Annotated in this window: 16 protein-coding genes and 1 pseudogene; 10 read left to right on the top strand and 7 right to left on the bottom strand. The window is 74.6% G+C overall.

Going from position 1 to position 17128, the window contains the following annotated elements:
* Positions 1 to 405: 405 nt before the first annotated feature.
* Positions 406 to 1515, top strand: coding sequence for a mechanosensitive ion channel family protein (locus SSNG_RS31985; RefSeq protein ID WP_007268085.1), 1110 nt, complete (start codon positions 406 to 408; stop codon positions 1513 to 1515).
* A gap of 9 nt (positions 1516 to 1524) precedes the next feature.
* Here the strand turns inward: SSNG_RS31985 and SSNG_RS31980 are convergent, their stop codons facing one another.
* Positions 1525 to 2379, bottom strand: coding sequence for an SDR family NAD(P)-dependent oxidoreductase (locus tag SSNG_RS31980; protein ID WP_007268084.1), 855 nt, complete (start codon positions 2377 to 2379; stop codon positions 1525 to 1527).
* Between the two features lie 92 nt (positions 2380 to 2471).
* On the opposite strand from SSNG_RS31980, the gene SSNG_RS38800 reads away from it, so the two are divergent.
* Positions 2472 to 2924 carry a MarR family transcriptional regulator gene (locus tag SSNG_RS38800; RefSeq protein ID WP_007268083.1) on the top strand — a complete coding sequence of 151 codons (453 nt, stop codon included), beginning with the start codon at positions 2472 to 2474 and terminating at the stop codon, positions 2922 to 2924.
* A gap of 290 nt (positions 2925 to 3214) precedes the next feature.
* Here SSNG_RS38800 and SSNG_RS44315 read toward each other — a convergent pair.
* Positions 3215 to 4141 (bottom strand): annotated as a pseudogene (locus SSNG_RS44315) (MFS transporter); the annotation flags it as partial.
* A gap of 437 nt (positions 4142 to 4578) precedes the next feature.
* Here SSNG_RS44315 and SSNG_RS42570 point away from each other — a divergent pair.
* A complete protein-coding gene (locus SSNG_RS42570; protein WP_165365045.1) occupies positions 4579 to 5091 on the top strand; it encodes a winged helix-turn-helix domain-containing protein in 513 nt (170 codons plus the stop codon).
* A gap of 144 nt (positions 5092 to 5235) precedes the next feature.
* Here SSNG_RS42570 and SSNG_RS31960 read toward each other — a convergent pair whose 3' ends face one another.
* Entirely contained in the window at positions 5236 to 6594 is a 1359-nt protein-coding gene (locus SSNG_RS31960; protein ID WP_042802483.1) for an OFA family MFS transporter, read from the bottom strand.
* A gap of 100 nt (positions 6595 to 6694) precedes the next feature.
* Between SSNG_RS31960 and SSNG_RS31955 the strand changes: the two genes are divergently transcribed.
* A complete protein-coding gene (locus SSNG_RS31955) occupies positions 6695 to 7597 on the top strand; it encodes an alpha/beta fold hydrolase (protein ID WP_241695167.1) in 903 nt (300 codons plus the stop codon).
* A 5-nt stretch (positions 7598 to 7602) separates the two neighbouring features.
* Here the strand turns inward: SSNG_RS31955 and SSNG_RS31950 are convergent, their stop codons facing one another.
* A complete protein-coding gene (locus SSNG_RS31950) occupies positions 7603 to 8640 on the bottom strand; it encodes a cation diffusion facilitator family transporter (protein ID WP_007268077.1) in 1038 nt (345 codons plus the stop codon).
* Between the two features lie 103 nt (positions 8641 to 8743).
* Here SSNG_RS31950 and SSNG_RS31945 point away from each other — a divergent pair, with 103 nt between their 5' ends.
* Positions 8744 to 9310 (top strand): YbaK/EbsC family protein, encoded by a 567-nt coding sequence (locus SSNG_RS31945; protein WP_007268076.1) that lies wholly within the window; start codon positions 8744 to 8746, stop codon positions 9308 to 9310.
* A 640-nt stretch (positions 9311 to 9950) separates the two neighbouring features.
* On the opposite strand, the gene SSNG_RS31940 is transcribed toward SSNG_RS31945, so the two are convergent.
* Positions 9951 to 10502, bottom strand: a complete 552-nt coding sequence (locus SSNG_RS31940) for a hypothetical protein (RefSeq protein WP_050779796.1) — start codon at positions 10500 to 10502, stop codon at positions 9951 to 9953.
* Between the two features lie 196 nt (positions 10503 to 10698).
* Here SSNG_RS31940 and SSNG_RS31935 point away from each other — a divergent pair, with 196 nt between their 5' ends.
* The 3 genes from SSNG_RS31935 (at position 10699) to SSNG_RS31925 (ending at position 13771) form a co-directional block, all read left to right on the top strand.
* Positions 10699 to 11373 carry a hypothetical protein gene (locus SSNG_RS31935; protein WP_042802482.1) on the top strand — a complete coding sequence of 225 codons (675 nt, stop codon included), beginning with the start codon at positions 10699 to 10701 and terminating at the stop codon, positions 11371 to 11373.
* A 104-nt stretch (positions 11374 to 11477) separates the two neighbouring features.
* Entirely contained in the window at positions 11478 to 12035 is a 558-nt protein-coding gene (locus SSNG_RS31930) for an FABP family protein (RefSeq protein ID WP_007268071.1), read from the top strand.
* A gap of 116 nt (positions 12036 to 12151) precedes the next feature.
* Positions 12152 to 13771, top strand: a complete 1620-nt coding sequence (locus SSNG_RS31925; RefSeq protein WP_007268070.1) for an alpha/beta hydrolase — start codon at positions 12152 to 12154, stop codon at positions 13769 to 13771.
* Here SSNG_RS31925 and SSNG_RS31920 read toward each other — a convergent pair.
* Both SSNG_RS31920 and SSNG_RS31915 read right to left on the bottom strand, forming a co-directional pair.
* Positions 13699 to 14457, bottom strand: a complete 759-nt coding sequence (locus SSNG_RS31920) for an SDR family oxidoreductase (RefSeq protein ID WP_007268069.1) — start codon at positions 14455 to 14457, stop codon at positions 13699 to 13701. The two genes, SSNG_RS31925 and SSNG_RS31920, sit on opposite strands and share 73 nt — an antisense overlap.
* A 106-nt stretch (positions 14458 to 14563) precedes the next feature.
* The gene (locus tag SSNG_RS31915) at positions 14564 to 15148 is read right to left on the bottom strand and encodes a TetR/AcrR family transcriptional regulator (RefSeq protein ID WP_007268068.1); all 585 of its coding nucleotides are present in this window, start codon (positions 15146 to 15148) and stop codon (positions 14564 to 14566) included.
* Between the two features lie 132 nt (positions 15149 to 15280).
* Here SSNG_RS31915 and SSNG_RS31910 point away from each other — a divergent pair, with 132 nt between their 5' ends.
* Positions 15281 to 15715, top strand: coding sequence for a CBS domain-containing protein (locus SSNG_RS31910; protein WP_007268067.1), 435 nt, complete (start codon positions 15281 to 15283; stop codon positions 15713 to 15715).
* Between the two features lie 221 nt (positions 15716 to 15936).
* Positions 15937 to 16998, top strand: coding sequence for an N-acetylmuramoyl-L-alanine amidase (locus SSNG_RS31905; RefSeq protein WP_050779795.1), 1062 nt, complete (start codon positions 15937 to 15939; stop codon positions 16996 to 16998).
* Positions 16999 to 17128: the final 130 nt, after the last annotated feature.

Below are 17128 nucleotides of genomic sequence, written 5' to 3'. Positions count from 1 at the left end.
CGCCGCGGGAGCGCGAGGGAACGGGTGCGTGGGCCCCCGTGTCCCGTTGCCGGGCCGGGCGCCTCTCCACGCGCTGCACATATCACCGCTCCCCGCCACCCGGGCCGGCCCGACAGGCCGGGGGCGTGGGCCGGTCAGGTGAGCGGTTCGTCAACCCGGAGCAACCGCGCCGCGCCCGAACGGGCCGGCGGAGCCCCGCCGCCCGGCGGTCGGGCGGAACGGCGGGGTCCGGGTTCGGGAGCGGCCCGGCCATGGGGCAGGATGACAGTTCCGTTCGGAATGCGTACATCCGCTCCAACGGGGCTGCGCACAACACGACCTGACAGGTGACAAGGTGACGACACAGCACATACGGCGGCCGGCCGCGGCCCGTTCCCTCGCCCTCCGCACCGCGGGAGCCGGGCGGTGACCCGGGACCTCGTCCTGCACGACTGGGTCGTGGCGGGCATCGCGCTGGCCACCGGCGGCGTGGCCGGTCTGGTGCTGCGGGCGCTGATGAAGTGGCTGGCCAAGCACGCCGGCCGGACCAAGTGGAGCGGGGACGACGTCATCGTCGACGCGCTGCGGACGATCGTCCCCTGGGCGGCCGTGATCGCCGGGGCAGCGGTGGCCGCTTCGGCGCTGCCGCTCACCGCGCGGGTCGGGGGCGTGGTCGACCAGTCGCTGACGGCGGTGCTCATCGTCATCGCCACCTTCAGCGCGGCGCGCGTCGTGGCGGGTCTGGTCCAGTCGGTGGCGGCGTCCCGTACGGGTGTCGCGGCGTCGGCGACGATCTTCGTCAACATCACGAGGATCGTGGTGCTGACGATGGGCGTCCTGGTGGCCCTGGAGACCCTCGGGGTGTCCATCGCCCCGCTGGTCACCGCGCTGGGGGTGGGCGGTCTGGCGGTCGCGCTGGCCCTGCAGGACACCCTCGCCAACCTCTTCGCCGGGGTGCACATCCTCGCCTCGAAGACCGTCCAGCCGGGTGACTACATCCGTCTGACCAGCGGGGAGGAGGGGTACGTCGTCGACATCAACTGGCGCAACAGCGTGGTGCGCAACCTGTCGAACAACCTGGTGATCATCCCCAACGGCCGGCTCGCGCGGACGAACATGACCAACTACAGCCAGCCCGAGCAGAAGCTGTCGATCCTGGTGCAGGTCGGGGTCGGCTACGAGAGCGACCTGGAGCACGTGGAGCGGGTGACGCTCGACGTCGTCGACAGCGTGATGGCCGACATCACGGGCGGGGTCCCGGACCACGAGGCCGCGGTCCGCTTCCACACCTTCGGGGACTCCCGGATCAACTTCACGGTGATCCTGGGCGTGGGCGAGTTCAGCGACCAGTACCGGATCAAGCACGAGTTCATCAAGCGCCTGCACCAGCGGTACCGGGCGGAGGGCATCTCGATCCCGGCGCCCGCGCGCACGGTCTCGCTCCGGCAGGACCAGGCGGGGGCGCCGCTGTCCGTCCCGCCGGTCCCGCACCAGCGGGACGCGTCGTCCGAGGTGCTGGCGGACCGGCGGCGGTAGGGGGAGCCGTCAGCCCACCCAGGCGGCCGTCATGGCCTGGACGGCCGAGCCGTCCAGGTCGGCGAGCTTGGTGCCGACGAAGTCGCGGGCCCAGTCGGAGGTCTGGACGCGGAAGGCGGGCCGCTCGGCGGTCAGGGCCTCGGTGATCGGCGCGGCGGCCTCGGCCGGGGTCTGGGCCGTGGTGAACGTCTTCACCGTGCGCTCGACGTACGTCTGGAGCGCCGGGGCGTAGGGGCCGGCCGCGGTGAGCATGGCGGGCAGGTCCACGCCGATGGAGTTGACGAACTCGCTGGCCACCGCGCCCGGTTCGACGAGGGTGACGGCGACGCCCGCGGTCGCGGCGACCGGTGCGAGGGACTCCATGAAGCCTTCGACGGCGAACTTGGCGGCGCAGTACGCCTCGTTGAAGGGCTGGCCGATCACGCCGCCGACGCTGGTGACCGTGATCAGGCGGCCGCGCGAGGCGCGCAGGTGCGGCATGGCGGCGCGGGTGACCTGGACGACGCCGAAGAAGTTGACCTCCATGGTGGCGCGGACGTCCTCGACCGTGCCCTGTTCGATGGTCCCTACCTGGCCGGCGCCGGCGTTGTTGACCACCGCGTCGAGCCGTCCGTGCTCGGCGAGCAGCTCCTCCAGACAGGCGTCGATGGACGCGGGGTCGACCACGTCGAGCCGCTTGACCTGGACCAGGTCCTCGACCCCCGCCTTGGCCGCGGCCCGGCGCAGCGGGCCGGCCTTCGCGGTGTCGCGCATCGTGGCGACGACCTGCCAGCCCGCCTGGGCGGCGAGGACGGCGGCCGCGAGGCCGATACCGGAGGAGGTGCCGGTGATCAGGACGGTCTTCGGGGTGGCGGGGGTACTCATGGGAGGTGCTCCGGGGGGACGAGGGGGCAAATAGGTGTGTGCACACACAATATATTTACGTGTGCGCGCACGCAAGCGGCTAGGCTGCCGGTATGGCGCGCACAGACCTCACCATGGGTGACCTCACCGCCCGCGACCACGCCTTCTACGGCCTGATCTGGGCGGGCACCACCCTCTCCGCCCGCATCGACCAGGAGCTCACGCGGGCCCACGGCCTGCCGCTGTCCTGGTTCGAGGTGATGCTGTGGCTGAACGGCCAGAGCGAGCCCGTCGCCGCCTCCGCGCTGGGGGCCAAGACCCTGCTCAGCCGCAGCCAGGTCTCCCGCGTCGTCGACCAGCTCCAGGCCCGGGGCCTGGTCGACCGGGTCCCCTCCCCCACGGACGCCCGTTCCGTGTGCGTGCACCTCACCGCCGAGGGCCGCCGCGCCTTCGCCGAGGCGGACGCGACCCGCCGGGAGGCCCTGCGGGAGGTCTTCGACGACCGCCTCGACGACGCGGACATCGAAGCCCTCGAAACCGTGTGGGCCAAGCTCAAGCGACGCTGAGCGCCCGGGCGGTCCGCAGCGGCGAGAGCAGGAGCGGAAGGACCGCGAGGAGTTCCCCCAGTGCGCCGATCCACATCGCCGGCCGGGCGCCGAGCCACTGCCCCAGCAGTCCGCCGGCCAGGGCGCCGACGGGCATGGCACCCCACACCACGAAGCGGAACGTCGCGGCGGTGCGGCCGAGCAGGGCGCGCGGGGCAGACCCGCTGCCGGTACGCGACCGAGGTGATCTTGAAGGTCATGAAGGCGGTCCAGCCCAGCCCCTGGAGGGCGACGGCGGCCGCGAACCGCCAGTCGTCCCGGTAGAGGGGCACGGCCGACAGCCACAGCACGCCGCTGACGGCCACGGACGCGCACATCGCCCGGCCCTCGCCCACCCGGGCGGCGACGCGCAGGGTGAGCAGGCTGCCGAGCAGGCCGCCCAGGGCCTCCACCGTGAACACGGCCCCGCACAGCAGGGGGGACAGCCCGAGCTCCCCCGCGAGCAGCACCATCAGCATGGCGGCGCCGACGGTGCCGAAGAGGTTGGAGACGGCGGAGGCGGCGGTGATCGCCCGCAGGGTCCGGTCGCCGAGGACGAAGCGCAGCCCCTCGGCGATCTCGACGCGCAGGTTCGCGCGGGTCCGTACGGCGGGGCGCGGCTCGGGGCGGCGCACGCGCGGGACGAGGAACGCCGAGAGCAGGTAGCTGACGGCGTCGACGGCGAGGGCCACGGGCGCGGTCAGCGCTCCGACCAGCACTCCGGCCAGGCCGGGCCCGGCGACCTGGGTGACGTTGCGGGTGGCTTCCAGGCGGACGTTGGCGTCCGCGAGGCGGTCCGCGTCGACCAGCCGGGGCAGTGCGCTCTGGGCGGCCACGTCGGAGAAGACGGTGCACACCGACATCCCGAAGGCCACGGCGTACAGGTGGGGCAGCGACAGCACGTCCAGGCCGGCGGCCGTGGGGACGGACAGCAGCAGGGCCGCCCGGCCCAGGTCGCCCGCGATCATCACGGGGCGGTGCCGTAGCCGGTCCACCCAGGCTCCGGCGGGCAGCCCGATCAGCAGGAAGGCCAGGTACTCGCACGTCACGAGCAGTCCGGCCTCGAAGGCGGTGGCGTCCAGGACACCGATGGCCACGAGCGGCAGCGCGAGGAGGGTCACGGCGGAGCCGGCCTGGCTGACGGCGTCGGCGGTCCAGAGCCGGCGGAAATCGGCGTGGAGGGGGAGGTGGTTCTTCATGCCGCGAAGATGTCGGGCGCGGGGTTGCCGGGCCAATGTTTTAGGCTGCGCGAAAAGGTCCGACCGGTGGGGGTGGGTACGTGGGGGAAGTGCGGTTCGGGGTGCACGACGTCGCCGGCATCAGGTTCGCCGTGTCGCCGCTGTGGGAGACCGTGGCCGCCTTCCGGGCCACCGCCGACCCGGGGCGGCACGCGGTCCATCTGCCGTGGATCAAGTCGGTGCTGCCGCTGCGCGAGGACCAGCAGCGCTCGCCGGTCGGGTCGCGCCGCTGCGCGCGGCGGCCGCCTCCCCGGGGTTCACCACGCCGCCGCCGCGCTGCCGCTGGCCGAGTTCGAGGAGGAACTCGCCCTGATGAGAGGACGCGCCGGAGCCGACCGGGGCGCTGCGGGCCTGGTGGGAGGACGGCCGTCCGGCCGTACTGGCCGCGGATCCGGGCCTTGCTGGAGGCGGACATCGCGTACCGCACGCGCCAGCTCGCCGAGGACGGCATCCAGGAGGTGTTCGCCCGCCTGCACCCGTCGCTGCACTGGACCGGCGACCGGTTGGTGTCCGCCGACCTGCCCCCGGCCGGACCGGACCTCGGCGGCACGGACCTCGTCCTGGCCCCCAGCGCCTTCGCCGCGCGCTGCCACCTGCTGGCCGGGACCGGGACCGCTCCTCCGGCGCTCGTCTACCCCTCGCGGGCCGTGGGCGGCCTGTGGGAGCGGCGGGGCACCCGGGCGGACGGGCTGGCCCGGCTGCTGGGCCGCAGCCGGGCCCGGCTCCTCGCCCTCACCGGTTCGCCCAGCACCACCACGCAGCTGGCGGCCCTCAGCGGGCTCAGCCTCGGCGCGGTGTCCCAGCACCTGTCGGTGTTGCGCGACGCCGGTCTCGTCACGGGCCACCGCTACCGGCGCGAGGTGCACTACACGGCGACCGAGCTCGGCACCGCCCTGCTGGAGCGGTCCTGAGCGGCCCGCGCGTCGGCACCCCGCGCCGGCCGGTTCAGCCCGTGAACAACTGACGCATCTTCAGGGCGAGTTCGTACATGCCGTAGCCGAAGGGGAGCCCGACCCAGAGCCAGGCGACGACGAACCGCGTGCGGTGCCGACCGGTCACGGGGCGGCTCCCTCGGAGGCGGCGGGAACGGCCCGCGGGGCGGCGTCCGGTGGTTCGTGGTGGCGGGGGTGCACGGGCCGTACGAGTTCGTTGGCCGCGAAGCCGACGGCCAGGAGGCCGATCATGATGAGGAACGAGGTGCCGTAGAGGGCGGTGCCGGTCCGCCCGGCCGCCTTCCCGGCGTCCGCCACGGCGTTGACGATCAGCGGGCCCACGATGCCGGCCAGGGACCACGCGGTCAGCAGCCGGCCGTGGACGGCGCCGACCTGGTGGACTCCGAAGAGGTCCTTCAAGTAGGCGGGGATCGTGGCGAATCCGCCCCCGTAGAAGGAGAGGATGACGGCGGCGCAGGCGATGAACAGGGTCTTGGAGGAGTTCCCGTTCAGCGCGATGAGGAGGTACATCAGCGCACCGGCACCCAGGTAGAGGCGGTACACCCGTTTGCGGCCGATGAGGTCCGAGGCCGACGACCACACGAAACGGCCGAGCATGTTGGCGAGGGAGAGCAGCCCGACGAACCCGGCCGCGGCTCCAGCGGAGACCGGCGCCGGCGTACCGGCGAAGAAGTCCGTGATCATCGGGGCGGCCTTCTCCAGGATGCCGATGCCCGCGCTCACGTTGGTGCACAGGACCACCCACAGGCACCAGAACTGCGGGGTGCGCAGCGCTTCGCGGGCGGAGACCCGGGGGCCGGACGCCGGCCGGTCCCCGCTCGCGGCCGGGGCACCCGGCGGCGTCCAGCCGGGTGGGGGGAGCCGCACGAGCAGCACCCCGAAGGCCATGAAGACGGCGTAACCGGCTCCCATGGCGAGGAAGGTCTTCGAGATGCCCGAGGAGTCGCGGCCGAAGACGTCCAGCAGCCGCGCCGTCCACGGCGCGGCGATCAGGGCGCCGCCGCCGAAGCCCATGATGGCGATGCCGGTGGCCATGCCGGGCCTGTCGGGGAACCACTTGATGAGGGTGGAGACCGGCGAGATGTAGCCGATCCCGAGGCCGATGCCGCCGACGCAGCCGTAGCCGAGCACCACGATCCAGTACTGGCGGGTGGCGGCGCCGAGGGAGGCGACGAGGAACCCGGACGTGAAGCAGACGGCCGAGACGGTCATGGCCCAGCGCGGGCCGTGCCGCTCGACCAGGGTGCCGCCGAAGGCGGCGGAGAGCCCGAGCATCACGATCGCGAGCTGGAAGGGCACGGCGGAGGCGGTTCCGGAGAGCCCGAGCGAGGTCTCCAGCGGCGGTTTGAAGACGCTCCAGGCGTAGGCCTGGCCGATGGCGAGGTGGACGGAGAGGGCGGCGGGCGGAACGAGCCAGCGGCTCCAGCCCGGTGGGGCGGGCGTACGCAGTCCGGCGAACATGCCGCGGACCGTACAGCACGCCGACACCGCCGCATGAGGGCCTCTCGCGCCAATCTCCCCCGGTATGTTCGGCGTCTGCCCCTGCACGGGAGGAGACGGCGTGACGGTGACCGAGGAGAAGGCCGTGGGCGTGGGACCGGCGGGCATCGAGGTGGCCTACGAGCGGTGGGGGGACGCCCAGGATCCGCCGGTGCTGCTGATCATGGGCATCGCCCTCCAGATGCACGGCTGGCCCGACGGCTTCTGCGCGGAGCTGACGGCGCGGGGCCTGCGGCTGATCCGGTTCGACAACCGCGACGCGGGCCTGTCCACCCACTTCCCCGACGCGCCGCTGCCCGACGTCGCTGCGGCGCTGGCCGGTGACCTGTCGTCCGCGTCGTACTCCTTGTCCGACATGGCCGGGGACGCGGTGGGCCTGCTGGACGCGCTGGGGCTGGACAGCGCCCATGTCGTCGGCCTGTCGCTGGGAGGGGCGATCGCCCAGACGATGGCGATCGAACACCCGGGCCGGGTGCGCTCGTTGACCTCCCTGATGTCCACGACGGGCGACCGGGCGGTGGGGCAGCCGGACCCGAAGGTCCTGGGCGCGCTGGCGGGGCCGCCGCCGAGGAGCCGCGAGGAGGCGGTGGACCGGACGGTCAACGCCGTGCGGGTGCTGGGCTCGCCGGGGTACCCCTTCGACGAGGCGGCGGTGCGCGAGCGCGCCGCCCGCGCCTTCGACCGGTCCTACGACCCGCTCGGCGTCGGCCGCCAGGCCGTGGCCGCGGTGGCGTCGGGCGACCGTACGGAGCGGCTGCGGTCGCTGCGGCTGCCGACGCTGGTGGTGCACGGCACCGACGACCCGATGTGCGACGTCAGCGGCGGCCGGGCCACCGCGGAGGCCGTCCCGGGTGCCGAGCTGGCGGTCTTCCCCGGCATGGGCCACGACCTGCCGCGGGCGCTGTGGCCCGGGATCGCCGGGCTGATCACGGACCTCGTCCACCGCACGGAGGCGGGCCGCTGAATCCGTCAGGCCGTCAGGGGGTGCGCGGCGGGCGGGTGGTCGGTGTGGACGGTCGCGGCCGCCATCCTGGGGATCGCCCGGATCAGGGCGTGCTCGGCGGCGAGGGCGAGCTCGTGCGCCTGGACGACGGTCAGGTGGCCGCCGACCACGATGTCGGCCTCGGCGCGCAGGCTGTGGCCGATCCACCGCATGCGCAGCTGGCCGACGCCGAGCACCCCGGGCACGTGCCGCAGGGCGTGCTCGGCGGTGTCCACGAGGGCGGGGTCGACGGAGTCCATCAGCCGGCGGCAGACCTCGCGGGCGGCGTCCCCCAGCACCAGCAGGATGGCGAGGGTGATGAACAGCCCGACGACCGGGTCGGCGGCCGGGAGGCCGGCCGCGGAGCCCGCGGCCCCCAGCAGGACGGCCAGTGAGGTGAACCCGTCGGTGCGGGCGTGCAGGCCGTCGGCGACCAGGGCGGCGGAGCCGATCCGCCGGCCGGTGCGGATGCGCAGCCGGGCCACCCATTCGTTGCCGGCGAAGCCGGTCAGCGCGGCGGCGCACACGGCCCACAGGTGGGTGACCTCACGGGGGTGCAGGAGCCGGTCGACGGCCGTCCAGGCGGTGAGGGCGGCGGAGGCGGCGACGGCCAGCACGACGAGCACGCCCGCCAGGTCCTCGGCACGGCCGTAGCCGTAGGTGTAGCGGCGGTCGGCCGCGCGCCGCCCGAGGACGAAGGCGATGCCGAGCGGTACGGCGGTCAGGGCGTCGGCGGTGTTGTGAACGGTGTCGCCGAGGAGCGCGACCGATCCGGACAGGGCGGTGATCACGGCCTGGGCGGCGCCGGTCGCGCCGAGCACCGCGAGGGAGGTCCACAGGGTGCGCATGCCCTCGCGGGAGGCTTCCATGGCCGCGTCGAGCTTCTCGCCGGAGTCGTGGCGGTGCGGGGTGAGCAGGTGCCGCAGCCGGCGCCGCCGGCGGTGCGCATGCCCGTGGTCGTGGTCGTGGTCGTGACCGTGCCGGTGCGCGGAGGTGCTCCGGCCGCTGCTCCGATTGCCGTCCATGGGGCCTACGTTGGCACACCGAACCCGTTGCGGCTACGGCCGTCGTACCGGCCGTGACCAGGTGCGACGGCCTCGCACCTGCGCACCCTGCTAACGTGCGGGCATGCGTGCCCCCATCGGACCCTTCGAAGACGCCCGCCCCGCCCCCGACTGCCTGGCCGAGCTGGTCTCGCCGGTCGCCGAGGCGGTGCGCGCCCGGCACCACGGGGACCCGGCCGCGGCCCGGGAGATCGTCTACGTGGAGACCGACCCGGCGGTCGCGGACACGGCCGCCTTCGTCGAGCACTACGGGCGGGGCCTGCTGGAGGCGTCCGCGAACTGCGTGGTGGTCGCCGCCAAGCGGGGCGGCGAGACCACCCTGGCCGCCTGCCTGGTGCCATCGGCGGCGCGGGCCGATGTGAACGGGGTCGTCCGGCGGCGCCTGGGGGCCCGCAAGGTGTCCTTCGCGCCGATGGCCACGGCCGTGGAGCTGACCGGCATGGAGTACGGCGGGATCACCCCGCTGGGCCTGCCGGCCGACTGGCCGCTGCTGGTGGACGCGGCGGTCGGCGACATGCCGTACGTCCTGGTCGGCAGCGGCCGCCGGCGCGGCAAGCTGATCGCCCCGGGCGCTCTGTTCGCCCGGCTCCCGGGCGCGGAGCTGATCGAGGGCCTCGCCGTCCCGGCATAGCGGGCGGCGCCGGTCGGAGCGGGTCGCCGAGGGGCCGCACTCCTCTTCCAGGTTCTCGGCCCCGTGCGCGGCGAGGTCCGGCCGGCCGCCGTCGGCGTCCGCGAAAGCCGTACTCCCCGTACAGGCCCCGGGTGGCCAGGGCCCGGCCCGACTTGGCCATGACGCCGGGGTCGGGCGGCCACTGCGGCGACGGTCCGGCCGAGGTGGGCCGGGGTCTCGGAGTGGGCGAAGTCCGGGTCACCGGCGGCGGCTTCACGCCCGTTGCCCTCGGTGACGCCGAAGTGTTCCAGCAGGGTCTCCGAGCGCGGGAAGCCGGGGGTGACGGCCACGGCGTCCGGGCCGGTGGACGGCGAGGGCGCGCTCGTAGAGTTCCGGGTCGGTGAGGCCCGCGCACGGGTACGCCGAGTGGCGGGCGAAGCTCTCCGGGGTGGCCGTCTCGGACACCGTCTCCGCCCTGAGCGCGGTCAGGGCGCCCAGCACGGTGTCGTGCTCCCGCCGCCCCTCGCCCCGCCGGCTCGCCGGCGTCCACGGGGGACCGGTCGGCGAGGGCCGGCAGCAGCCCGTGCCGGGACCCGAACCGCTGCACCAGGGTGCCCGGCACCAGCCCGACCTCGCGGGCCACCCGGCACGTGCGGCGGACTCAGAAGAGGGCCGTGAAGAGCCCGACGAGGAGGCCGGCCGCCGCGCCCAGCACGACCACCGCCACCATCGCGGCCAGCGCCGCGAGCACGAAGCCGCCCCCGTCCACCGCCCCGCCCCGCCGGGCGCAGGCCGCCAGCCAGGCCGCGAGGGCGAGGAAGGGGACGAGGAGCAGGCCGGTGGCCACGCCCAGGTTGCCGACGGCGAAGCCCGACAGTTCGTACGCCTTCCCGCGCGCGGTGCGGACCTCGACCTCGGAGCCCGGCCGGTGCTCCGCCGCGGCCGTCTCCAGCAGGATCTCCTCCTGCGGGCCCCCGCCCCCGCGGGCGGGGGTGTAGCGGCCCTTGCACTGCGTGCCGGCCGCGTAGCCCTCCACGTCGGCGGCCTCGTGGCACTCGGCGATCGTCACGATCCCGTCCACGGGGCCGAAGCCGAGCACGGCGGCCAGTTGCGGACCCGGCAGGAGCCAGACCAGCCACGCGGCGAGGACGAGGGTCGCCACCGATCCGAGCGCCGTCGCGCCCCGGGCCGCCCCGCCTGCACCACCCCGCACCCCGCACCCCCTCCCCCGCTGGGCCATACCCGTGACCGCGGCTGCCTAACGCGCGACGTGCCCAAGTAGCCACCGTCCGCCATCCGCCATAATGGGGTGCCGCCGCCCCCGCGGGAGTACCGCCCGGGCTCCTAGGATGAGGCCCGCTGCGGCCCGGGAGCGCCGCAGCACGTGTCCACAGACAGGGAGTTGACGGATGAAGCGGTTGCGCGCACTGGTGGCGGTCGGGGTCCTGGCACTGGCATCGGCGGGGACGGGCACGGCCCAGGCCGACGCCCCCTCGCCCACGTCGTCCGGCACGGGCGGCTGCCCGGCCGCGGAGGTCTTCGCCACCGACAACACCGCCGTCATCACGGACCCGGCCGACCCCCGGCTGCGCACCCATCTGCTCCGCTTCGACCGCGAGGTGCGGGAGATCATCCGCTCGCACGGGGCGCGCACCGAGTCCTCGACCCTGCTCGACGGGGTGTTCTGGTCCGAGGAGGAGCAGCAGGCCACCTACGAGCGTTCGCGCGAGTTCGACGTGGCCCGCGTCGACGCCAACGGGCTGCACCACATCGCCGACGTCATCCGCAAGCAGTACCGGCAGGAGTCCGTGCTGACATTCCGGTGCCTGCCGCGCACCTCGCCGGAGACCGACGCCGTCGAGATCCAGGCCGACGGCGTGAGCGCCACCCGGCTGCGCGACGCGCTGCTCGCCGACCCCGTGGCACGGGAGCGGCTCGGCGGCGGCTCGGTCGCCCTCGGCGGGCGGCTGATCCTGGTCGCGCCGCTCGCGGACCTGCCGCTAGCCCGGGAGTTCACCGCCCGGCTCGGCGTCGACTGGAAGTCCGCCGAGATCCGGTACGGGGACGAGGAGTTCGTCGCGTAGCGCGCCCCCTCCGTGTCCGGCCGGCGGACCGCGCGGGAGCGGCCACGCGCCGCGGGCTACGCTGCACGCCCACGGGGGACGACCACAGAACGGGCAAGGTGAACATGTTCGAGCCGGCGCAGGAGAATCCCTACCCCGACAGCCACGTCCTCGGGGAGGGGCCCGAGCCGCATCCGCTGCTCGCTCCGGTGCTCCCCCTGCTCGGGCGCTGGCACGGGCGCGGGCGGGGTCAGTACCCGACCCTGGAGCAGGACTTCCGGTACGAGCAGGAGATCGCCTTCAGCCACGACGGCCGGCCCTTCCTGCGCTACGAGGCACGCGCCTGGCTGGTCGACGCGGACGGCGCCCCGGTGCGGCCGGCGGGCCGGGAGGCCGGGTGGTGGCGGGTGACGCCCGACGCCTCGCTGGAGGTGGTGCTCGCCCACCCGACCGGCATCGTCGAGACGTACACCGGGTGGGTGTCCGCCCCGGAAGCCGCGGCCGGACTGGAGATCGAGATCGAGACCGAGGACGTGTCGCTGACGCCGCTGGCCAAGGAGGTCACCGGCACCCGCCGGCGCTACGCCCTCGACGGCGAGGGCCTGACGGTCGTGCACGACATGGCGGCCGTGGGACAGCCGCTCCAGCACCACTTGACGACCCGTCTGGTCCGCCGCACCTGACGGCGGGGGTGGCACCAGCACCACCCCGGACACGGGTGGTGGGGAGATCGTCCCGGGCCCCCGATTCGCGGAGGATCGTCACGACCGATCACCGCTACGGGGAAGGGACCACCCGGATGGACCTGTTGAAGAAGACCGCGCGCAGGGCCGCGGCCGCCGCCTGCGGGCTGCTAGCCGTGGCGGCCCTGCCCGCCGTCCCCGCGCACGCCGCGCCGGGGGCCGAGGCCCGTGCGATACCCGCCCGGTACGCGAACCAGCGCCTCGACTGGCGGCCCTGCGCATCGGGTCCGCTGGAGTGCGCCTCGATGGCGGTACCGCGCGACTGGTACCACCCGGGCCGGGGGCCGGACCTCACGGTGGCCGTGTCCCGGCACCGCTCCACGGACCCCGCCGCCCGGCGCGGCGTCCTGATGATGGCCGCCGGCGGTCCGGGGGCCTCGGGGCTGGGGCGGCCGGCGGGCCTGGCCTCGTACGCGCCGAAGCTGGCGGCCGCGTACGACATCATGAGCTTCGACCAGCGGGGCGTGGGGGCGAGCACGAACGTGGTCTGCTCCGGGCAGGACGAGGTGGACGCCCTGTTCGCGGGCGGCGACCTGCGCGACCGCTCGGAGGAGGCCGTCCGCGGGACCGTGCGGCGCGCGCGCGACTTCGTACGCGACTGCCGGCGCAACTCGGGCGGCCTGCTGCCCTACATCACCACCGACCAGGCCGTGCACGACATGGACCTGTACCGGTCCCTGCTCGGCGTCCGGCAGGTGTCGTACTACGGCCCGTCCTACGCCACCCACCTCGGCGCCGTCTACGCGACCCGCTTCCCGCGCCGGGTCGAGCGGGTGGTGCTCGACAGCAACATCGACTTCAGCGGCGGCTGGCAAGACTTCCTGACGGGGCAGCCGATGAGCTTCCAGCGCCGGTTCGAGCAGGACTTCCTGCCGTGGCTGGCGGCGAACGACGCGACGTACCACCGGGGCAGGACCCCGGCCGAGGCCGAGGCCTCGTACGAGCGGCTGCGCGCCTCGCTGCGCGAGCACCCGCTCGACCTGGAGGGCACCCGCGTCCTGCCCGACCACCTGGACGCCGCGGCGACCTCCATGATCTACAGCGGCGACCGCTTCCCGGACCTGGCGGCGCTCCTCGGCGTCCTGGAGGACCCGGCGAGCGCCCCGGCCGCGACCCGGCGGGTCCTCGCGCAGAGGCTGAAGCACCCGATGGACGCCCGGTTCGCCGCGGACTTCTTCTCCGTGGTCTGCCAGGACACCCCCTGGAACCGCGACACCGGGTACTGGGTGCGCAGGAGCGAGGCGGACAGCCGCGACTTTCCCCTGGCGGGCGCCCGGGAGCTGGCCTTCACCTCGGTCTGCGCCGCCTGGCCGCGCTCCGGCGCCCCTCGTGTGGAGGTGACCGGCCGGGGTCTGCCGCCGGTCCTGATGCTCAACTCGGAGCACGACCCCGCCACCTACTACGAGGGGGCCGTACGGGCCCACAGACGGCTCCCGGGGTCGCGCCTGATCACGGTCGGCGGCGGCGACCACGGCGCCTACCAGTCGCGGAACGCCTGCGTGGACCGCTACGTCGAGGACTTCCTGCTCGACGGCCGGCTGCCGGAGGCGGACGCCGCCTGCGCGGGGCGGCCGCTGCCGGATCCGGCCGCCCGCCGCGGGGCTCAGGCGGAGGAGCCGCTGTCGATGACGAGGTCGGTGCCGACGACCGAGCCGGCCGCGGGCGAGGCGAGGTAGAGCACGGCGGCGGCCACCTCCTCGGCCTCCGCGAGGCGGCCGAGGGGGTTCTCCTCCTTCATCCGCTCGGCGCGGTCGGCCTCGGTCTCGCCGGGTCGCAGCGACATGGGGCCGGCGGCGGCGCCGGGGCTGACCGCATTGATGCGCACGCCCTCGTGGATGTGGTCGAGGGCGGCGGCCCGGGTGAGGGCGGAGACGGCGGCCTTGGAGGCGATGTAGGCGGCGGCGTTGGGGATCCGCATGTGCGCGCCGAGGTTGGAGGAGATGTTGACGATGGCGCCTCCGCCGTTGCGCCGCATGTGCGCGATCTCGTGCTTCATCGCCAGCCAGACGCCGGTGACGTTGGTGCGCTGGACCGCGTCCCAGTCCTCTTCGCTGACGTCGCCGACGGGACCCACTCCGCGGAGTACGCCCGCGTTGTTGACGGCGACGTCGAGTCCGCCGAAGCGGGCGACCGTCTCGCGGACGAGGTCCTCCAGCCGCCCCGAGTTGGTGACGTCCGCGGGGACGGCGGCGGCGGTGCCGCCGGCCGCCTCGATGAGGGCGACCGTCTCGTCCAGGGTGGCGGCGGTGCGTCCGGCGGCCACGACGGAGGCGCCCTCGGCGGCGAAGGCGAGGGCGATGGCCCGGCCGAGGCCGGAGCCCGCGCCGGTCACGAGGACTGTCTGGCCGGTGAAGCGGTTCATCTTCGGTGACTCCTTCGGGGGCCGGTGGTGGCCCCTTATTTGAACGATCGGTTCAGAATTCGGGCATGCGGAAGCGCGCGGCGGGGGCGTACGGGACGGCGGGCCGTCAGTCCAGCAGGGCCAGCGCCTGTTCCGCCGCGTCGCGGACGCGGGCGGGGTCGTCGGAAGCCTTGCCGACGACGCGGACGCCCTGGAGCAGGACCAGCAGCATCCGGGCCAGCGCCCGCGGATCGCGGTCGCCGGCCAGCTCCCCCTGCCCCTGGGCGCGGACGAGCGCCGAGTGGAGCAGGGTCTCGAAGCGGTCCCAGCTCACCCCGACCCGGCGGGCGGCCGCCGCGTCGTGGGAGGCCAGCTCGGCCGCCGTGTTGGTGATGAAGCAGCCGCTCAGCCGGTCCGCCGGGGAGCCGGCCTCGGCGGCGAAGCGGCGCACCACAGCCCGGACGCCGGGCAGAGCCGGGCCGGGCGCGGAGAGCTGGTCCAGCAGCAGCGGGTCGAACGTCTCGGCGTAGCGGTCCAGCGCCTTCAGGTAGAGCTCGTGCTTGCTGCCGAAGGTCGCGTAGATGCTGGCCCGTCCGATGCCGAGGTGCTCGACGAGGTCGGCCACCGACGTCGCTTCGTAGCCGCGCCGCCAGAACAGTTCGAGGGCCGACTGGAGAACGGCGTCCGGATCGAATTCCTTGGTCCTTGCCACGTCGATGATCATAGGACTATCTGGAACGAACGGTCAACAATCTTCCCGGGCGCGGGCCCTGACGCTCCCGGCGGGCAGCGCCGGTCCATCCGTGCTGTGCTCGTAGGGAAGGGCACGGCGGAAGGAGGAACCATGGACAGGAACCTGCGGGCCCGGGACATCATGACCCAGGGCGTGCAGTGCGTACGCGAGGACCAGTCCCTGCAGGACGCGGCCAAGATGATGCGCGAGCTGAACGTCGGCTGCCTGCCGATCTGCGGGGACGACGGACGCCTCCAGGGGATGATCACGGACCGCGACATCGTGATCAAGTGCTGCGCGGACGGCAAGGACCCGGCGGCCATGCGCGCCGGAGACCTGGCCGGCAACCTGCACTGGATCGACGCCGACAGCAACGCCCAGCAGGCGCTGGAGACCATGGAGATCCACCAGATCAAGCGGCTGCCCGTCATCGACGTGGAAGGCGGCCGCCGCCTCATCGGCATGATCACCGAGGCCAATCTGGCCAAGAACCTCTCCGACGCGGACATCGCGGAGTTCGCGGTACGGGTGTACGCGGCCAACTGAGCGGCGGGAGCGGAGGAACCCGCCGGCCGCAGGCCGTGACCCCCGGGCCGCGGGCTCGTTGAAGGGGGCGGTCAGCGAAGTGCGCAGAGCGCCGGCCGGGCACTTCCAGCCCGGTCGGCGCCCTGTGTCCTCGGGGCCCGGGACCGGTTCGGGGGCGTGTCGGAGCAGCCGCTGTTCCGGTTCACGTCCACCGCCACCCGGGAATCCTGGAGAGAGCCGACGTGCGCACCCGCGGATTCCCGCTGACGCCCCTCACCGCCGCCCTGAGCTGCCTGCTCGTCACCGTGGCCGCGGTCGGCACGGAACCGGCCGCCGCTCCCCCGCCGCCGCGCGCCGTGACCCTGACCTCGGCCGGCGCGCCCGTCCTCGCGGACGCCCGGACCCCCTTCAGCATGCTCGCCGTCACCGCCCCCGCCGACCTCCCCGGCGGCCCGGGCGCCGGCACGTACCGGGTCCGCGCCCGCCAGCGGGGCTCCGGCCACTGGTCGCCCTGGACCGTGGTGGAGGGCGGGGAGCCGTGGTGGGCCGGACCGTCCGACGCGGTGGAGGTGCGCGCGGCGGGCGTCGGCGGGGAACTGCCGGCCGGGCTGCGCCTCGACCTGGTCGACCCGGGGCCGGACCCCCGCCCCGCCGCCGCGCCCGTGCCCGCGGCCTACGAGAGGGCCGCCGGCTCCCGGCCCCGGATCGTCCCGCGCGACGGCTGGGGCGCGGCCGAGGGGCCCGGCGAGGCGGCCGTCTACGGCAGGGACGTCAAGGCCGTGTTCGTCCACCACACCGCCCAGAGCAACGACTACGACTGTGCCGACTCCCCCGCCGTCGTACGCGGCCTGCAGGTCCTCCACCAGCGGGTCAACGGCTGGAAGGACCTCGGCTACAACTACGTGGTCGACAAGTGCGGCACCGTCTTCGAGGGCCGGGCCGGCGGCTCCGGCCGGCCGGTCACCGGGGCGCACACCCTCGGCTTCAACATCGACACCGTCGGGGTCGCGGTGATCGGCCACTACACAGACGTCGAGGCGCCGCCGGAGGCGACGGCGGCCGTCGCGCGGCTCGCGGCCTGGGCCCTCGGCCGGTTCGGGCACGGCCCCTCGGGCACCGTCGAGCTGACCTCCTCCATCGACAACGGGCTCTTCAGGGCCGGGGAGCGGGTGACGGTGGAGCGGGTTTCCGGCCACCGCGACGTCTTCGCCACCGAGTGCCCGGGCAGCGCCCTCTACCGGCAGCTCCCGGCCGTCCGGGCCGAGGCCTCGGACCCCTTCAGCGGCCTGTTCGGCGGCCGCTGACCGCCCAGGCGCGGGCGGTCAGCGCGATCGCCCCGTCGGCCCGGACCGGCAGGGCGCGGGCGAGCGCGTCGCGCAGCCGCCCGCGCGCGGCGGGGGCCAGGGAGGCGACGTAGCCGGGCGCCGGGCCCTG

The organism is Streptomyces sp. C (assembly GCF_000158895.1).
Classification (GTDB): Bacteria; Actinomycetota; Actinomycetes; order Streptomycetales; family Streptomycetaceae; genus Streptomyces; species Streptomyces racemochromogenes.
The sequence above is the reverse complement of the archived record's forward strand: the minus strand, read 5'-3'. Positions and strand labels throughout refer to the sequence as shown.

What these genes read in the sequence shown, in the direction of transcription:
- SSNG_RS31935 (WP_042802482.1), top strand. Translation starts at nt 10,699, where the DNA reads ATGAAGCGGTTGCGCGCACTGGTGGCGGTCGGGGTCCTGGCACTGGCA.
- SSNG_RS31910 (WP_007268067.1), top strand. Translation starts at nt 15,281, where the DNA reads ATGGACAGGAACCTGCGGGCCCGGGACATCATGACCCAGGGCGTGCAG.
- SSNG_RS31945 (WP_007268076.1), top strand. Translation starts at nt 8,744, where the DNA reads ATGCGTGCCCCCATCGGACCCTTCGAAGACGCCCGCCCCGCCCCCGAC.
- SSNG_RS38800 (WP_007268083.1), top strand. Translation starts at nt 2,472, where the DNA reads ATGGCGCGCACAGACCTCACCATGGGTGACCTCACCGCCCGCGACCAC.
- SSNG_RS31925 (WP_007268070.1), top strand. Translation starts at nt 12,152, where the DNA reads ATGGACCTGTTGAAGAAGACCGCGCGCAGGGCCGCGGCCGCCGCCTGC.
- SSNG_RS31930 (WP_007268071.1), top strand. Translation starts at nt 11,478, where the DNA reads ATGTTCGAGCCGGCGCAGGAGAATCCCTACCCCGACAGCCACGTCCTC.
- SSNG_RS31920 (WP_007268069.1), bottom strand. Translation starts at nt 14,457, where the DNA reads ATGAACCGCTTCACCGGCCAGACAGTCCTCGTGACCGGCGCGGGCTCC.
- SSNG_RS31950 (WP_007268077.1), bottom strand. Translation starts at nt 8,640, where the DNA reads ATGGACGGCAATCGGAGCAGCGGCCGGAGCACCTCCGCGCACCGGCAC.
- SSNG_RS31960 (WP_042802483.1), bottom strand. Translation starts at nt 6,594, where the DNA reads ATGTTCGCCGGACTGCGTACGCCCGCCCCACCGGGCTGGAGCCGCTGG.
- SSNG_RS31980 (WP_007268084.1), bottom strand. Translation starts at nt 2,379, where the DNA reads ATGAGTACCCCCGCCACCCCGAAGACCGTCCTGATCACCGGCACCTCC.